This window comes from Enterococcus sp. AZ126, from assembly GCF_051714545.1.
Classification (GTDB): Bacteria; Bacillota; Bacilli; order Lactobacillales; family Enterococcaceae; genus Enterococcus_L.
On the sequence record NZ_JBIOSB010000001.1, the window covers coordinates 2,912,213 to 2,930,726 of the forward strand.

The window sequence follows — 18,514 nt, forward strand, 5'->3', positions numbered from 1 at the left end:
TGCAAAAAATTCATCGATTTTATGATTTGTTTCTATTCTGACTAACGCTTTTATGCTAAAATATGAAGGAACTATTTTAAATTTATTTGTGGGATCCGATATTAATGATATTTATACTACCTAGCGTTATAGGCTAGCTCTTCGGAAAAAGAAAATCTAATTGTGGTTAAAAGTGCCACTCTCATATTTTCCTATTTTTCAGTCAGAGTTAAACGAGCCCGCTACGCTTTAAAAATTAGGAGGAAAAGCATTTGAAGATTACATTGCTATATGGTGGGAGAAGTGAGGAACATGATGTTTCTATATTGTCTGCCTATTCCGTTTTAAATGCGATTTACTACAACTATTATCAAGTTCAATTAGTGTTTATCAGTAAAGAGGGTACATGGGTCAAAGGCCCGCTTTTGACTGAAAAACCAGAAAATCAAGATATTCTGAAATTAACTTGGTCTGAAGAAGGCGAAATAGATAAATGGGGTGAATTCACGGGACGTGTGATATTGCCTTGTGAAATTCAAGAAGAAGATACGATTGTTTTCCCAGTATTACATGGTCCAAACGGGGAAGATGGTACGATCCAGGGATTTTTAGAAACAATAGGTATGCCTTACGTTGGTGCTGGCGTTTTAGCAAGTGCAAATGCAATGGATAAAATTATGACGAAATACCTTCTTCAAACAGCAGGAATTCCTCAAGTACCATTTGTTCCTGTACTAAAAAGCGATTGGAAAGAAAATCCTAAAAAAGTATTCGAACAATGTGAGGGTTCCTTGATTTATCCAGTATTTGTGAAACCTGCTAATATGGGCTCAAGTGTAGGAATCAGCAAAGCTGAAAATCGTGAAGAACTGCAAAATGCTTTAGAAGAAGCGTATCTTTATGATTCTAGAGCGATCGTTGAACAAGGAATCGAGGCTCGTGAGATCGAAGTAGCGATTTTAGGTAATGAAGATGTTCGAACTACATTGCCAGGTGAAATCGTCAAAGATGTCGATTTTTATGATTACAATTCAAAATATATCGACAACCAGATCACGATGCAAATTCCAGCAGAAATACCAGATGAAGTCCATCAAAAAGCACAAGAGTTTGCGAAAAAAGCGTATACTATTTTAGATGGTAGCGGATTAAGCCGCTGTGATTTCTTTTTGACTAGTAAAAATGAATTATTCTTAAATGAGCTGAATACAATGCCTGGTTTTACAGAATTTAGTATGTATCCATTGTTATGGGAAAATATGGGCTTGAAATACAGCGATTTGATCGAAGAATTAATTCAATTAGCCTTAAACCGTTTCAAACAAAGACAAAGTTTTTACGAAAGATAAGCTACTAAAAAGGGAGGAGACAAAACATTTGACGTTTTGTCTCAGCCCTTTTATGTATGACTAGCTATGATTATAAAACTTTAGGTAAAAATGTAAACAATCTAATGTACATTTATTAAGGAGAGAAATTAATGAAATTAACTTTCTGGGAAGCCGCTGAAGCAACAAAAGCTACCAATGATTGGAAACAATGGTCCGATTTTGAACTGACTGGTATTGAATTTGATAGCAGATTGATAAGCGATGGGAATCTTTTCGTCCCCTTAAAAGGTGAAAATGATGGTCATTTATTTATCAAAAGTGCTATGGATAAAGGTGCGAAAGGTTCTTTTTGGAACTCGTCAGAAACAGCTCCAGACGAATTTCCAATTTTACAAGTCAGTGACCCTTTAAAAGCAATGCAAGAATTAGCCGTTTATTACTTAAAGAAAATGACTCCTACTGTGATCGCAATTACTGGAAGCAATGGTAAGACAACAACGAAGGATATGACAGAAGCCGTTTTGGCAAAGCAATTTAATACCTATAAAACGCAAGGGAATTATAATAATGACATCGGGTTGCCCTATACGATTTTACATATGCCTGATGAGACAGAAAAACTGATTTTAGAAATGGGGATGGATCATGCGAATGAGATCGATTTTCTATCAAGATTAGCTAAACCCGAAGTTGCTGCAATTACAATGATTGGAGAAGCACATATTGAAAATCTTGGTTCAAGAGAAGGCATTGCAAAAGCAAAAATGGAGATCACTTCTGGCCTTTCAGATGAAGGGCTAATGGTTCTTCCAGCAGATGAGCCATTACTGGTACCGCTAGTAAAAGAATTGCCGCAAACAATCAAAACATTTGGGTTTGATCAAGCCGATTGCCAAGCTACAATCGTTGAAGTGCAAAAAGACTATACGTCCTTTAGAATCAACGGATCAAACACATTATTTACTATTCCAGTTCCAGGTAAATACAATGTGGGCAATGCCTTGATTGCCATCAGCATTGGACAATGGTTTGACATTTCAGAAGATAAAATCCAAGCTGGTTTGGCAGAGTTTCAACTAACAAAAAATCGAACAGAGTGGTTAAAAAGTCAAACGGGGATCGAAATTCTAAGTGATGTTTATAATGCGAATCCAACAGCGATGAATCTAGTGCTGGATAGTTTTAGTCAAATGCCAACACAAGGCAAAAGAGTAGCTGTTTTAGGCGATATGCTTGAATTAGGACCTGATTCAGCTGCTATGCATACTTCGGCAGATGAACACCTAAATCCAGAAGAAATCACAGAAGTTGTTCTTTATGGAACGCAAATGCGAGTGCTATACGATATTCTTGCAGCAAAATATCAGCAAAATAAACTCCATTACTTTAAAAAAGAAGAAAAAGAAGCAGTAACCGCGAAGTTAAAATCAATTCTTGAACCTAAAGACATGGTTGTTTTAAAAGCAAGTAATGGTATGGGCTTAAATGAAGTTGTCGCGAACTTACTTGAAATTTAGAGAGGTTTCATAAAACTTGCTGAAAATGTAAAAATATGCTAGAATAACCTATTGCCGAAAGATCGAAGTAGATAAATCGAAAGTACCTAGTGAAGATACTTTCCTATCATATAAAGATTAAAAAAGCTGAACGAACTCGTTTGGCTTTTCTAGTGCCTGTAGCTTCATAAGGTGGATTTTTCGGTAACACTAATCAGAAAATAAACTGAACCTGTGTAGAAGGTCAGTGACTCCATGAACATTTTCAAAATTAGTGAAAGTCAAATCACCTGTAACATCATTCTGGAAGAATTCATTTCTTCTGCAACAAACACTATTTAGGAGGATATCATTTGAAATTTAAAGAACTTGGCTTAGAACCAGAATTATTGGCAGCAATTGAACGCTCAGGATTTGAAGAAGCAACGCCCATCCAAGAGGAAACGATTCCGTTAGCATTAGAAGGAAAAGATGTAATTGGACAAGCACAAACAGGAACAGGTAAAACTGCCGCGTTTGGTCTTCCAATGTTGCAAAAAATCGATACAGCAAACCGTGTGTTACAAGGAATTGTTATTGCACCAACTCGCGAGTTAGCAATTCAAACGCAAGAAGAATTATATCGTTTAGGTCGCGATAAAAAAATCCGTGTCCAAGCAGTATATGGTGGAGCAGATATCGGTCGTCAAATCCGTGGACTAAAAGAAAATCCGCACATTGTTGTCGGAACACCTGGACGTTTATTGGATCATATCAATCGTCGTACACTAAAACTAGATACAATCGAAACGTTAGTTTTAGATGAAGCTGATGAAATGTTGAATATGGGATTCTTGGAAGACATCGAAAAAATCATCTCTAAGATTCCATCAAAACGTCAAACATTGCTATTTTCAGCGACAATGCCACCAGCAATTAAAAATATCGGCGTGAAATTCATGAAAGATCCAGAGCACGTGAAAATCAAAGCAAAAGAAATGACTGCTGATTTGATCGATCAATACTATGTACGCTCAAAAGATTTCGAGAAATTCGATATCATGACTCGTTTGTTAGATGTTCAAACACCAGAACTTACAATCGTTTTTGGTCGTACAAAACGTCGTGTAGATGAGTTAGCTCGCGGGTTAGAAGCTCGTGGATACAAAGCTGAAGGTATTCACGGAGACTTGTCTCAACAGAAACGAATGAGTGTATTACGTTCATTCAAGAGTGGAAACTTAGATATCTTAGTAGCGACAGATGTTGCTGCTCGTGGGTTAGACATTTCTGGCGTAACACACGTTTACAACTATGATATCCCGCAAGATCCAGAGAGCTATGTTCACCGTATCGGTCGTACGGGTCGTGCTGGAAAAGGTGGAATGTCCGTTACTTTTGTTACACCAAATGAAATGGGCTACTTACACGTTATTGAAGAACTAACGAAAAAACGTATGACACCACTACGTCCACCAAACGAGCAAGAAGCATTCAAAGGACAATTAGGGGCTGCAATCGAAACGGTTGAAGAAAAAATAGCAGAAAATGGCTTGGAAAATTACTTGCCTTCTGCTGAAAATCTTTTAGAAAAGTATTCTGCTGAAGATTTAGCAGCATTATTACTTAAAACAATTTCTAAAGACCCATCAGATGCTGTACCAGTAAAAATTACACCAGAACGTCCATTACCATCAAATAAAAAAGGATTCAATAAAAATAATCGCAGCGGTGGCGGTGGCAATAGCCGTAATCGTAATAAAAATGGCGGTGGCGGTTACCGTGGCAACAAAAATAACAAAGGCACTGGCGGTAGCGCAAACGGTGGAGGCTACAATAAGAACAAAGATAATCGTTCAGCAAAACGTCATAACGATAAAAAACGTAGCTTTGTTATTAGAGATAACTCAAATTAATAAATTCATAAAAAGTAGAAATGAGAATCAGCTTGTTTCAGTTTGACTAGTTATTGAATTTTAAGAGGGTAGAACAAAGCGTATTATGCTTTGTTCTGCCCTTTTTTGTTAAAGTTTAACCACTTTATCTTCGTAATAAAAAGAGAGGAAATAAAGCGAAATAGGAACAATTAAACGAGGTTTTTTCTCTTTTTTAGTTTAAATTAGATAAGTTCATTCAGCTTTTTTTAAAATTTTACATTATTATGTGGAAAAATCGCGAAAATTTGATAGAATAAGAGTAATTTATAAAATAAATCAAAGAGGGCTCATAAGAATGATAAAAGGAATTGGTATAGATATGGTTCAACTCTCAAGAATCGAAAAAATTATCGAGAACAAATCCTCTTTTGTAAAACGAGTTTTGACCGATGATGAACATGTCCTTTTTCAAAAATTGGTCCATAAACGGCAAGTAGAGTTTTTGGCTGGCAGATTTGCTTGTAAAGAAGCTTTTTCTAAGGCGTGGGGAACTGGGATCGGAAGTGTAGGATTACGTGACATTGAAATTTTAAAAGAAAAAAATGGCGCGCCGAAAGTTACCAAATCGCCTCATGAAGGGAATGTATTTGTTTCAATCTCACATACAGAAACCTTTGCGGTTGCTCAAATCATTTTGGAAACTGTGTAAGTAGGCGTTTGATTTTATCTATTTAATTTGAATATAGGTTGAGCAAAATTTTTGATCAGATCTTGTTTCAACTTAAAAGAAAGAAGGACACATATGGCAGTAGGATGGCATCGTCCCACAAAATTAGTGATCGATACACAAGCAATTAAAGAAAATGTTGGCAACGAAGTAAAACGAATGCCAAAAGGGACAGAATTATTTGCGGTAGTCAAAGCAAATGGATATGGTCACGGCGCTGTTCAAACGGCCAAAGCGGCAAGAGAGGGAGGCGCTACTGGATTTTGTGTAGCAATCTTGGATGAAGCGATAGAATTACGTGAAGCAGGTTTTCAAGAGCCGATACTGATTTTGAGTGTCGTAGATGTTTCTTACATAGATTTGTTACTGAAGTACGATTTATCTGTCACGGTAGCAACGCAAGAATGGCTAGAACAAGCGATAGAACAACTAACCCATATAGAACCACAAAAACCATTGAAAATACATATAAAAGTTGATACTGGAATGGGCCGCATTGGATTCACTACATCAGAGGCTGTAAAACAGATAGTTGAATTAGTACAATCAGAGAAGACACTTATTTGGGAAGGATTATTTACGCATTTTTCTACAGCAGATGAGAAAGACGCAAGTTATTTTGAAAAACAAACACATCGTTTTCAAGAAATCTTGTCTGTGCTTTTTGAACTACCAAAATACGTCCATGTAAGCAATAGTGCAACAGCGCTTTGGCATCCTGACAATGTGGGAAATATGATTCGTTTTGGGATAGCAATGTACGGACTGAATCCATCTGGACATGCGTTGCCAGAAGTTTATCCATTGAATCCTGCACTGAGCTTAGTCTCGAAATTGATTCAAGTAAAAGAGCTCTCAGCTGGAGAAGGAATTGGTTATGGACACACTTATATAACAACTGCAAATGAATGGATTGGGACTGTACCAATTGGTTATGCAGATGGCTGGTTACGACATTTACAAGGCTTCTCAGTGTTAGTGAATGGCGAGCTGTGTGAAATTATTGGAAGGATCTGTATGGATCAATGCATGATTCGCTTACCAAGACAAATGGACGTAGGAACACAAGTCACATTGATTGGACACGATCATGGAGAGGTTATTACTATGCAGATGGTCGCAGACAAACTAGAGACAATTCATTATGAAGTCGCATGCACGTTTTCAGAACGTATACCAAAGGAGTATAAATAGAATAGGAGGTTTCAAATGGTCAAAAGGGGTGACATATATTTTGCAGACTTATCCCCTGTCGTAGGATCAGAACAAGGGGGAGTACGTCCAGTACTAGTCATACAGAATAATTTAGGTAATCATTTTAGTCCAACTATTATCGTTGCTGCAATCACAGCGAAGATGGCTAAACCAAAGTTACCAACACATATAGGAATTAATTCAGAAGAAACAGGGATCGAACGCGATTCGGTCATTTTACTAGAACAAATCCGTACTATCGATAAAATCCGTTTAAAAGAAAAAGTTTGCCACTTAGGTTTAGAAATCATGGACTCAGTTGATCGTGCATTGGGTGTTAGCGTAGGAATTGTAGAAGCAGAATTAGAAGAAAATCTTGGTACATATCGTTAAAGATATCTGGTGTTTTTAATGGAAAACATATCCTATTTTTATTAAGAATAGGAGAGTCGATCGAAACAGTGTGATCCTAAATAGGAGAACCTTGTTTTTACTTATTAGAGTGTTATTTATTAATGAATAATAAAAATCCCATCATTTATAACAGAAAACGTTAACACAAGTGCTTATAAACAATTCCATCTAGTTAAAATCCTAAAAAAATCCTAAAATTTATAGATGGATATCCTGTTTTTATTGACTTTTATCATTCGTTATAAAAAAAAGTTGGCAATAACGATACGTAATGTTACAATAAACTATGTATAATTGGGTGGAAAGTGGATAACTTTCGAATAAATAGATATAGTTAGTGTTTTTTTATTAATGGGTAAAGGAGTTTATATTTGATGACGATTTTTATGTTTGCATTAGTAGTAATACTGTTTCTTTTTTTCAGTTATCAGTTGTACGTTCGATTCCAACTGGAGAGCTTAGATTCTGATAGTCCAAAAATGAAACGTAAGATTAATTTTTATAAGTATCAAGAAAATAATCGATCATTATTATTTTTAATGATTGCAGCAATTATTTTTTGCCTAGTCCTTTTTGGGATAATTTATAATCAAGATACTTTAAGAAAAGATAATAAAGATTTAGAATGGAAGATAGAAGAGGTTAGAGGATCCAGAGGAGCAGCTTCTGGTGCTGAAATTGAAAGCTACGAAGAAAATACATTGAAATTGACTAAATTTCCTTGGCAAAAAGTCGTAGAAAGCCGAGACGCTCAAGCATTAGACAATTATGAACTTCAACTTATAAGAGATTGGCAACCCTTTTTTGGAGAAGCCAATGTGGCAATCTTGATCAGTCAAAAAACTGAAACACTGACCGTATCAGTTTTTCCTACAGCATTGACGTTTAGTGATTTCCAAACAGCTGAAAAGAATATTGAAACCTTTATCAAAGAGCTACAGCCAGTAAAAGAAATCATGATGATTGATTTTAACTTTACATATCGAGATAAAACGAACAAGCTATCTAAACAATCGATTGTTTATACAAGAGAATCGAAAGAAAGTAACTTAGAAAAAGTGGTATTAGACAAATGAGTAAAGAAATAAAAGATGGGGTGTAAAATACATGGCAAAGAGACGGTTAATCAAAAAAATTAACGAGGTTTCCGAAGAAGAACTAACACAAGAGGTAGATTTTACTTCGGTCAATGATCAACCTGAAACTGCGGTAACAACGAATAATCGCAGTTTAATAGCTGAACAAGAACAAGAGATTACTCGTTTAAGAGAATTGATTGAAGAATACAGATTGCAAGAATCTGAATTTGAACAAAATAAGGATGAAAATTTCCGTTTATCTCAACAAAATAAACAATTAGTGATCAAAGTCGAAAGTAGTCAGGATGAACTGGAATCATTAAAAGAAAAAAATGATGAATTAGCGACACAGCTCAACCTAAAAGAAACAGAGATTTTTGAACTGGAAGATGCGAATGAAGCTTCTGACTCTACAGAAGAACTGACGCGTTTAAAGGCACAAATAGAAGAGTTGAAAAAAGAGAATGTCAGTGGACAAGAACAAATTGCTTATTTAGAAACTGCTCTTGTTGAAAAAGACAAAGCATTAGAACTGCAAATTCTTGAAAAAAATAAAGAAATAGAACAATTACAAGCTGATTTGGCTACCCGAGGAACAATCGGAGAAAAACAAGAAGCATTGGAGACGGTGAAGATGGAATTAGAATCATTAAATGAAAAACTTCAAACTACTGATAAAGAAAATCAAGAGTTGACACAAAAACTTGCTGATCTTCAAGAACAAATGCATCGATTGCAAGAAGAAAACGAAGAATTGAAAGAAAAAGAAGTTTCTTTAGCAACAACTAGTGATGTTACCGTTGATAACAGCCGAGTTGATGAATTGAAAAAAGAATTAGAAACAGTTTTAAAAGAAAAAAGTGAATTAGAAAACAATCTGGGCCGTATCCAAGGGTTGAATGACAAATATTCAATTCAAAAAAATGTGTTTGAATCTGAGTTAGCTGGTTTAAGAAGTATTTATAAAGAAAAAGAAGAAGAACTAGAAAGTTTAAATGCTGAACTTGAAACAATGCGTAATATTTCTGCAACAGGCGAAGCTACAGGAAATCAATTAGCTGAACTATTGCAAGCAAAACAACAAATCAACGATCTATTATTGAAAAACCAATCTCTACAAGAAGAAGCCTTGAAATCACAACAAGAAATCGGTGAGGTAATGGTTTCAGCTAAGAAAGAAGCAAATCGCATCATTAGTGAAGCTCAAGTTGAAGCGAAACATATGGTCAACTCAGCTGAACTTGAAATGTTAAATATTGGAAATCGTGCGAAAAATATTTCTAATGAAGTAGAAGAATCTAAAAATGAAGTAATGACAATTTATCGTGAATTAGAAGAACGTCTAAGTAAATTATCACGTTTGGATAAATCAGGAAACTAAGCGACCACAAAACGAATGAAGGGAAGAACAATATGAAAAAACGAATCAATAAAAAATATTCTATTCTGTTGGTTTTTTCTGCAATATTGTTTAGTACTGCTATTTACTTTATGTCTAGTTCATTGGTTTTAGGAGCATCAGCAGGCGGTACGGCATCTGCACCAGTAACAGCTGATGGTGGAGCGGCGATTATACCTGCGCCAACACCTCCAGCTACACAAGCAGAACCAAAGCAAGAAACGGCAACTGAAAATACCATTGCTGAACAAAAAGAAAAAGAAGCACCAAAAGAAGTCTATGTTGTAAAAGATGGTCAGACTTTATGGGAAATTGCTCAAGATTCAGGCCTATCAATTCAAACATTAATGAACAAAAATCAGCTTAGTAGTAGTGTCATCGTTGAGGGGCAAGAATTAGTATTCGATCAGGAGTAAGATATAGGTGGGTGGAGCAAAACTTTAGAGTTTGCCCCGCTCCCTTTTTGTATAAGCCAAAAAACGCTTTGCAAGATTTTTGTATGGAAAAAAATATAGTAGTCTGTTATTCTTAACTAAGAGTATTAATCATTTTGATTGAGGTGTATCATGGATGAAATAAGAGTACGTTTTGAACGGCTGAAACGGCAATTAAAAAGAAAGTTCAATAAAAATAAAAAAGCTAAAAATAGAAAACGTCCACAATCTGGCCCTAAGAAAAAACGCTCCCAACCTAGAGAACGAACAGAAGAAATAAAGGGAGCAGCAAAAGTTAAACCAAGATCCAAAGAAGAACGAGTTAAGGTATCTGAACCTATTAAAAAAAAGAGAAAAAAGAGAAAAATATCTAAAGAAGAATTAGAAAAAAGAAAGAAGAAAAAAAGAAAAGAGAATATTATTGAAATTATCAAATTTATGCTTCCTATCGTAGTAGTTGCGATTTTTGTTTTTTTCTTTATTTTGAATACATCACCTCATATGGTGGATGGGGATTCAATGAAGCCAACATTATTAAATGGAGATCGAGTGATTGTTCGTCGTACAAAAGAACCTGAAAGATATGAGATCATTACATTTAAACCACCTGTTAAAAGTGAGTTCCAATACGTGAAAAGAGTTATCGGTATGCCAGGAGATTTAGTTTGGACTGAAGATAGTGACTTATTTATCAACCATCAGGCTGAGTCTTTACCAAAAGTTTCAGAATTATCTGCTGCAAATGAATTACCTGATGGAACAATCAAAGTAAACCTGACAGAAGATAGCTTGGAGCAAATGTCCCAATTAAAAAAAATTCCTAAAGGGCATTATTTTGTATTAGGAGATAATCGGAATAATTCTAGTGATAGTAGAACGTTTGGATTAGTGGATGGTCGAGCGATTGAAGGGGTTGTCTCTTTTAGGTTTGCACCGTTTAATAATATTGGATTTATCAAATAAAAAAACGATAAATATTTATCGTTTTTTTATTTTAATTCGCAGTATAAGGATAATTATTTACCATGTTTATTTCCATAAAAAAATAATACTACACAAAAATATTTGTTCCAAATTTACAATAATTCTCATTAAATTTACTAGACATAAAGAAAACAGAGAACTTTAGCACTGATTTCTCTGTTATAATTTCAAGTAGTGATAGATGAAATATATGGTACTTTATCTTGTATCAATCAACTGAATAATTAGTTTTTCAATCTCTGCCATATCATAACGATTACCAATATCAGAAAAGATGTATACAAGTTCTTGATTTTCTGAAATCGTGTCACTATAAATATTAGAAAGTAAGATGTCGTAGTGACTATCTTCTTTAAAAGCTTCTGCTTTGATGGGGTATTTATGACCTAAAATATTTGTTAAATGTTGGATAACTAATTCACCAATAAAAGGATTCAGTGAATGATACACACCAATCGCAATTTTTTCTTCATTTAATTCGGCAATATGATTTAGTATGATCGTGTAGTGTATTTCAGTGAATTTATTTTTATAACTCCCTTTTTCACCATCTTGATCAAATTTTTTAGTAGCAATATCCATCAATTCGAAAACTTCATTCCCGGAAAAAGGATGCCGATGTGCATTGATGATAGATTTTATCGTCCAACTATCAAAAGATAAAATAAAACCATCAAAATAATAAAGTTGCGAATGTAGTTGAAATAGCAGGTTTTCAATATACAATAAGCGAGCAGATGAAGCATAGCTCGATAAATAACCTTGTTGTTTTAGATATTTTAAGATTACCTTGTTCATATAGTTTAAATAAGAACTTTCTCTGCGTTGTTTTTCTGCCAATCGAAAAGCAAAAGAAGAATTTGGCGAAAAATTATGCATAGAGCAAAAGAAGTCATAAAACATGTATGCTTCATAAATAGTATATGGACGGTCGATTTTTTTCATATATGTATGTAAAGATAAACTAATTTCTTCGAATAGTGGTCGATCGGGATAATCATAATTGGGACTAATGACTGGATTGTATTCGGTCGTCAGACGTCTAAAGGATATTTTCATCCATAATTTGATCTGAAGTATTTCGGTCGGATCAAAGACAAGATTAAGAGACTCCTTTAAAATATCAATAAAACCAAGATATTGATTAGCAGTTTCTTTTTCTAAGCTGGATTTGTCTTCAAAAAGAAACCAAAAGAAACTAAAGAAAAAATAGCGGATCTGTTTTTCTTCACCGACTAATTTACCTCGCTTGATTTGAAGATGAAACTCTTTTAGAAGATCATTCAGTTCACTGATTTTTCGGTAGTAGGTTGCAGAGCTGATTGCATAATTCAGCTGAAAATAATCGCAGGTCACTTCACCTTTATTAAACAATTGATTGATCATTTGAAATTTGATTGATTTTTCTAAAAACAGTAAAACAACGTTTTTCAATGGAAATGTTGGCTTCTTTTTTAAAGTAATATTTTCGCCATTTAATGTTATTTCAACTTGCTGGCTTACTTGATTTTCATCAAGAAAACTTTGCAGGAAAGACAGATACTCATTTAATGTAGGTAAGCTAATTTGAAATTCATTAACTAGCTCACTTTTTGTTGCCTTGCCTTCATTATTATATAAAAATAATAGAATATCATTCATATAATCGAAAGGCTTTTCTAAAAAATCTCGTTTAAGCATAATAGACACCTCACTTTAAGCATACTTGATTCATAGGGAAATGGCAATACGCAACGTATAAAAAGAAAGTAACCACTTACTTTTTATTAAAAAAAAAAGAATATAAATATAGACTAGAGTGTGATATTATTTTACATTTATATAATTCTAATGATGGTTTATTCAATTGAAGGGAGAAAAACCTTAGTGAAAATAGTAATTATCGGAGCCTCACATGGTGGGCTTCAAGCAGCAGTAACATTAAGAAAATTAAATCCTCAAACTGAGGTTATTCTAATTGAAAAAAGAAGTGAAATAAGCTTCATTTCAAGCGGGATCGTTTTGAAAATGAATCAATTGGTCGATGAATTAGACGATGTGCGGTATTTTTCTTTAGAAGAATTGAGGAAAAAAGGGATAAATGTTTTACTCAACGCAGCAGTTACCAAGATTAATTCTGAGGAAAAAATGATTACTTATCAAAATACACATAATAAAAAATACGAAATGAACTATGAAAAACTAATTCTTGCAACAGGTTCAAATCAATTTTCTACGAATCTAACATTACCAAGTAAAGAAAAAGTAACTGTTTTTAAGAACTATCCAAGCTCTGTAGAAGTTTTGGAAAAATTGGAAAAAGCAAAATCTATTTCGATCGTTGGTGGCGGTTATATCGGTGTAGAATTATGCGATGCTTTAAAGGGAAAAGGGAAAGAAATTCATTTGATTGAAAGTGCTGACTCAGTCCTTTTTCGATATGTAGGCAAGGAATTATCTGCATTAATAGAACAAAAAATTAAAGATTCCGGTGTTAAACTCCATTTAAATGAAAGTGTTATTGGGTTTTCAAATATAGAAGAAGAGACGTTTATCACGAACACAACAAATGAAGCAATCGAAAATGAGTACGTGATTGTCGCCGTCAATGCACGTCCAGATACGACATTAGTGAAGGATTTTTTAGATTTAAATGCAAATGGAACGATTCGTGTAAATGAACATATGCAAACAAGTAATCCTGATATTTATGCCTTAGGTGATGTTATTTCTTATCCAGTCAGCAATAGTTATCGTAAGTCATTTATTCCTTTGGTGAACAATGTTGTCAGAAGTGCAACTGTCGCGGCAATGAATGCATTAGGACATTCGATGAACTATAATAAGACACAAAAAACGACAGCTACTAAAATTTTTGGCTGCTATGTTTCAAGTACTGGTTTGACAGAAGTGGAAGCGAAATTTGAAGGAATGGACGTTGAAAGTGTTTTTTTGACATTACCATGTCAGTTACCGTATCTCCAAATAAAGGAAGATGTTCATATCAAAATGGTTTTTGAAAAAGGAACGCACAAGTTGATTGGCGGTCAATTGATGTCTGAAAAAGATATTACTCAATCAATCAATACGCTATCTTTAGCGATCAACAAAGAAACAACACTTGAAGAGTTAGTTTCGATGGACTTTTACTTTAATCCAGGAATCAATCATCCGATGGGAGTCATCAGCCGAGCAGCATATGAATTTTTGATCGAAAAGTTGAAAGAATAGACGGGGAAGCAGAGACGGAAATTTATTTTAGATTATGAGTTAAATGATCCTACACTTAGTTTTGACAAAATAATGCGAATCACTTCTACTTATTTCTTTTTAAGCGTATAATAAAATAAAACTCTAGGAGGCGTAGCCCATGAAAGCAGACGAGAAGAAATTTTATGACTTCATAATGGATCGCACAAAAGCGGATCACCAAGAAGATATGAAACATTTGCTAGCAGAGTTGATGGAAAGAAGATCAACAGATAAACTCGATAAGATGTATCTTATGAGTGTGGTTCCTAGAGCGCTTTCCTATTTAGATCCAGATTCAGTAAACGAAGTAAAAAAAGTAGTATCAGAGTTTTCAGCAAAACTATAAGCTAAAAAATAAAGGCAGGCTGATTCATTCGGATGAGCTTGCTTTTTTAGTGCCAAAAAAAAGCAATGAAAGAAATAATACCAAAAAATCATTTGTTTAATGGTTTAAACTAAATGCATAGAAAAAATCTCTACGACAATTCAGGATACCTGTCGTAGAAATGGACAAAAATTGGATTTTTCATTTGTTATTGACAAAAAAATTATGCTAAAGTAAATCAGTTATTAAAAAGAGTGGGTGAACAGAATGGAACATATAAAAAATACATTGAAGTTATTTAAATTAGATTGGCAACGCATTTTTAAAAATCCGATTGCAACATTTTTGATTATTGCACTGATGATTATCCCATCACTTTATGCGTGGTTTAATATCAAAGCCTTGTGGGATCCTTATGCAAACACTGGCGAGTTGCCGATTGCGGTATACAGTGATGATCAAGCTGCAACTTTCAAAGACAAAAAAGTGAATATTGGCGAGGAAGTCTTGAAAAATCTTCATAAAAATAAACAACTGGGTTGGCAATTTGTTGATTCAAAAAAAGAACTAGATAAAGGCGTAAAGTCAGGGAAATATTATGCAGGCATTTATATACCCAAAGATTTCTCAAAAGATCTACTAAGCTTTACGACAGGAGAGATCACGAAACCTAAAATAGATTATTCAATCAATGAAAAAATCAATGCGATCGCACCTAAAATCGCAGATAAAGGAGCTTCTTCTTTACAGGCTCAAATCACAGATCAATTTACCAAAACAGCTAGTAGTACTTTGGTAGGTGTATTTAATGATATTGGCTATAATTTAGACTCCAATCTAGTTAGTATCACAAAAGTGAAAAATATGATTCTTTCAAGTGATGAGAATATCGATCAAATCGATAAATATGCGCAAGAAGTTGTGGCATTGAACGGAAAAATGCCGGAATTAAAAACTAAATTAGCGAAAGCCAATGAATTTGTTGACTACTTACCTGAGGTTGATGCATTGGGCGCAAAATTGGTCGATTTAAATGATAAGATGCCGACGATCAAAGAGCAGGCAAAAGTTATTCTAACGCTGCAGGAAAAAATTCCTGAAATTCAAAATGCTGGCAAGCAATTAGCGATGATTGATGAAGATTTTGCTTCAGTTGAACAAACAATGACTGAAGGAATCGCTGAAGCTAAACAAGGATTACAAATTATCCGACAAGTACAAACGGCATTGCCGGATATTGAAAAGTTAGGGAATCAAGCGGATAGTTTAGCGACCGCAACGAACGAAGGTGCTGCAAAATTAAAAGAAGCGCTGCCTAGTATTACTAGTAGTATGAAAGTCACTTTACAAGCTATTTCGACCATTGGTTCTAGTGTTGCATCTGTCGTTGAGCAACTACGAGACAATCGTTTGCCACTGGCTGAACGCGAGCAATTAAAGCAACAATTATCAGACAGCTTAGGACGTCAACAAGCTGTTATTCAACAATTGATCCAAACATTGCTTCAAATTCAAGAAGCTGCTGGAAATCAAGGCTTACAAGAAACGATTGATAAATTAAGTACAGTAAATGCTATGATTACTGATTTAAAAACAAAGGTCGACAATCTAGATGTTAATGCCATTACGGATGATGATTTGAATGAGATTCAAAATTCCGCTAATCAAATTGCACAGAAAGCTGGAAGTATTGATGTGGACGAAGTTTCAACTTTAGTCAATGATATTTTAACTAAATTGATAGCGACTATTACGACCGCCCAAGGACTACTTGATCAAGCTAAACAAATTGATTTTGCCGTATTATTAAGTTCAACAGAGGGTACTGTCACCAATGCAATTGGGATTTTAGAAAAATACCAAGCAGAATTGCCTGCCATAAAACAAGAACTCCATGATGCGAATGTCCTATTAAATGGACACATGGATACGATTGTAAATGGTATTAACAAAGGAGCGGAATTATACAACAACGAATTACCAGTGATACAAGAAAAAGTAGGTTTAGCTGCGTCATTCATTCAAAATGATTACCCCGAAATCAGAGAAAATATTACAGGTACGTTAAAAACGGTAAATGAAAAAATGCCAGATCTTGAAGCAGCGTTGGATAAGGCGGATGATTTAATTCAAAACGATTGGCCAAATATCAAAATAGGGCTTCATAAAGCGGCACAAGCGATTAGAAAAGGTGAAAAGGATGTTGACCTTGGGCAAGTGATAAAATTGCTTAAATTAGACGCTAACGCTGAAAGTGACTTTTTCACTAAACCAGTTGAAATCGCGGAAAATAAAATTTATCCAATTGCCAATAACGGATCAGCAAGTACGCCATTTTACACAGCCCTATGTTTATGGGTAGGGGCCGTTTTATTTTCAAGCGTTGCGACGACTGATTTTTATTTAGATGAAAAAGACCGTGGCAAATATTCTAAACGCGAACAATTTTCTGCAAGAATGTTGACGTTCTTAGTCATGGGATTGGCACAAGCGTTGATTGTGACGTTAGGGAACTATTTTTTATTAGGCGTGGATGTAAGACAACCATTTTATAGTGTCTTGTTTGCCTTATTGATCGCCTTTGCCTTTATGATGATGGTCTATGTATTGGTTGCACTGTTTGGGAATGTCGGAAAAGGTGCTGCAATCATTATTTTAGTTCTTTCCATTTCTGGTGGTGGAGGAAACTATCCAATCCAAGTCTCAGGTAAATTCTTCCAATTTATTAATCCCTTTTTACCGTTTACACATGCGGTGAATTTACTACGGGAGTCTGCAGGAGGAATTTATTGGCCAAACGCTTGGAAGGCAATCATTATTTTACTTTCCATCACGATCGTGTTCTGTGTAGTAGGTATTCTTTTATATCCATACATTGAGGAGAAAACAAAGAAATTGGCAAAGATTTCTCATGAGAGTCATATTTTCCATTAAAAGGAAGAGGTTGGCAAAGTGTTTAACTCCGAGAAATAAGAAGGAATTGCTTCTGCTTCTACCGTTTATTCGGACTCCTTAAGGCTAGGCTATAACTCGTAGAGTTATGTCCTAGTCTTTGTTTTTTCTCCTGTATAAAAATCAATGATAATACTAGTGTGATTGCATTGATATTAGTTTTATCACATGGTATCTTTAAAAGTGAAAGTCTAAGTGAGATTTTAGAATAGGGTCGTAAAAGTAAACGGTTAAGTAGAGAGAAAAAAACGAAATAGAAAAGAGAGTAGGGGAAAAAGATGTCAGGTTGGAATACTTTATTTTACGATAAAGAGAATATAGAAATAGCGCCAGCGCCAGAAGTAGTCAAATTCGTGGAACTTTTAAGAAAAGAATTTCCAGAGCAAGAGAAAAAAGTATGGGATCTAGGATGTGGTGCTGGGAGGCATAGCTTAGCACTTGGGAAAATGGGTTGCGAGGTTTTTATCAGTGATCATTCTGAAAAAGCGATAGAATTGACGAAGGATCAATTAGAGAAAAATAAAATTAGTTATACAGCTGCTCTCATATCGATGGAGAATTATCCATGGAAGGAGAGAGAATTTTTACAAGGTGTTTTTAGTTGGGCCGTGCTACAACATAATACGGTAGATAAGATAACTGAATCAGTAAATTGCATACAAGATGCTCTTGTAAAAAATGGTTATTTTTTAGGAACTATCAAGTCAACTAAGGCTGACCTATTTGGTTTGGGAGAAGAAATAGAAAAAAATACGTTTATTTTAAATGAAGGAAAAGAGGACGGGATCCTCCATCATTATTTTGATGAAGAAGGAATAAAAACCCTTTTTCCAGATGATAAATGGGAAATCGTTATACTTGCTGAACAAGTAATGAATTATGTGTCAAAAGTAGAAAAATTTTGGGAAATCAATCCATTTAGATATACGACTTGGTGCATACTTGCTAAAAAAAGATAATAAAACTCAGATCTGAATTTTTGCAACACAGATCATCTATTTCAAGGTAGACCTAAAAAAAAAGCAAAGAATTCCTATCAATCGACTTGGGTCTTTCTAAACAATAAAAAGTCGCTGATAAAGGGTATTTTTTACTATACAAATTTCTAAAATC

At 34.6% G+C, this 18,514-nt stretch carries 15 protein-coding genes; 14 read left to right on the top strand and 1 reads right to left on the bottom strand.

The features are described 5' to 3' along the window. Positions 1 to 251: 251 nt before the first annotated feature. The 10 genes from IGI43_RS13755 (at position 252) to lepB (ending at position 10,872) form a co-directional block, all read left to right on the top strand. Positions 252 to 1,328: a D-alanine--D-alanine ligase gene (locus IGI43_RS13755; RefSeq protein WP_438758347.1), complete on the top strand. Its 1,077-nt coding sequence runs from the start codon at positions 252 to 254 to the stop codon at positions 1,326 to 1,328. Positions 1,329 to 1,459: 131 nt separating this feature from the next. Then, on the top strand, positions 1,460 to 2,827 hold the full coding sequence (locus IGI43_RS13760; RefSeq protein WP_438758348.1) for a UDP-N-acetylmuramoyl-tripeptide--D-alanyl-D-alanine ligase: 1,368 nt from the start codon (positions 1,460 to 1,462) through the stop codon (positions 2,825 to 2,827). 332 nt (positions 2,828 to 3,159) lie between these two features. Further along, positions 3,160 to 4,701, top strand: a complete 1,542-nt coding sequence (gene cshA, locus IGI43_RS13765) for a degradosome RNA helicase CshA (RefSeq protein WP_438758349.1) — start codon at positions 3,160 to 3,162, stop codon at positions 4,699 to 4,701. Positions 4,702 to 5,017: 316 nt separating this feature from the next. Further along, on the top strand, positions 5,018 to 5,371 hold the full coding sequence (acpS, locus tag IGI43_RS13770; protein ID WP_438758350.1) for a holo-ACP synthase: 354 nt from the start codon (positions 5,018 to 5,020) through the stop codon (positions 5,369 to 5,371). A 93-nt stretch (positions 5,372 to 5,464) separates the two neighbouring features. Further along, positions 5,465 to 6,583 (top strand): alanine racemase, encoded by a 1,119-nt coding sequence (gene alr / locus IGI43_RS13775; protein ID WP_438758351.1) that lies wholly within the window; start codon positions 5,465 to 5,467, stop codon positions 6,581 to 6,583. Between the two features lie 15 nt (positions 6,584 to 6,598). Further along, positions 6,599 to 6,976 carry a type II toxin-antitoxin system PemK/MazF family toxin gene (locus tag IGI43_RS13780; RefSeq protein ID WP_438758352.1) on the top strand — a complete coding sequence of 126 codons (378 nt, stop codon included), beginning with the start codon at positions 6,599 to 6,601 and terminating at the stop codon, positions 6,974 to 6,976. 395 nt (positions 6,977 to 7,371) lie between these two features. Continuing rightward, complete coding sequence (locus tag IGI43_RS13785; RefSeq protein ID WP_438758353.1) at positions 7,372 to 8,073, top strand: hypothetical protein; 702 nt, start codon at positions 7,372 to 7,374, stop codon at positions 8,071 to 8,073. Positions 8,074 to 8,104: 31 nt separating this feature from the next. After that, the gene (locus tag IGI43_RS13790; protein ID WP_438758354.1) at positions 8,105 to 9,457 is read left to right on the top strand and encodes a hypothetical protein; all 1,353 of its coding nucleotides are present in this window, start codon (positions 8,105 to 8,107) and stop codon (positions 9,455 to 9,457) included. Positions 9,458 to 9,489: 32 nt separating this feature from the next. After that, complete coding sequence (locus IGI43_RS13795) at positions 9,490 to 9,891, top strand: LysM peptidoglycan-binding domain-containing protein (RefSeq protein ID WP_438758355.1); 402 nt, start codon at positions 9,490 to 9,492, stop codon at positions 9,889 to 9,891. A gap of 150 nt (positions 9,892 to 10,041) precedes the next feature. Then, positions 10,042 to 10,872 (top strand): signal peptidase I, encoded by an 831-nt coding sequence (gene lepB, locus IGI43_RS13800; RefSeq protein WP_438758356.1) that lies wholly within the window; start codon positions 10,042 to 10,044, stop codon positions 10,870 to 10,872. 219 nt (positions 10,873 to 11,091) lie between these two features. On the opposite strand, the gene IGI43_RS13805 is transcribed toward lepB, so the two are convergent. Then, positions 11,092 to 12,573 (bottom strand): helix-turn-helix domain-containing protein, encoded by a 1,482-nt coding sequence (locus IGI43_RS13805; RefSeq protein ID WP_438758357.1) that lies wholly within the window; start codon positions 12,571 to 12,573, stop codon positions 11,092 to 11,094. A gap of 186 nt (positions 12,574 to 12,759) precedes the next feature. Between IGI43_RS13805 and IGI43_RS13810 the strand changes: the two genes are divergently transcribed. The 4 genes from IGI43_RS13810 to IGI43_RS13825 all read left to right on the top strand — a co-directional run bounded on the left by IGI43_RS13810 (position 12,760) and on the right by IGI43_RS13825 (position 18,360). Further along, positions 12,760 to 14,103 carry an FAD-dependent oxidoreductase gene (locus tag IGI43_RS13810; RefSeq protein ID WP_438758358.1) on the top strand — a complete coding sequence of 448 codons (1,344 nt, stop codon included), beginning with the start codon at positions 12,760 to 12,762 and terminating at the stop codon, positions 14,101 to 14,103. A gap of 139 nt (positions 14,104 to 14,242) precedes the next feature. Further along, positions 14,243 to 14,470 (top strand): hypothetical protein, encoded by a 228-nt coding sequence (locus tag IGI43_RS13815; protein WP_069646395.1) that lies wholly within the window; start codon positions 14,243 to 14,245, stop codon positions 14,468 to 14,470. 246 nt (positions 14,471 to 14,716) lie between these two features. After that, positions 14,717 to 17,383, top strand: coding sequence for a YhgE/Pip family protein (locus tag IGI43_RS13820; RefSeq protein ID WP_438758359.1), 2,667 nt, complete (start codon positions 14,717 to 14,719; stop codon positions 17,381 to 17,383). A gap of 296 nt (positions 17,384 to 17,679) precedes the next feature. Continuing rightward, positions 17,680 to 18,360, top strand: a complete 681-nt coding sequence (locus tag IGI43_RS13825; RefSeq protein WP_438758360.1) for a class I SAM-dependent methyltransferase — start codon at positions 17,680 to 17,682, stop codon at positions 18,358 to 18,360. Positions 18,361 to 18,514 lie beyond the last annotated feature (154 nt).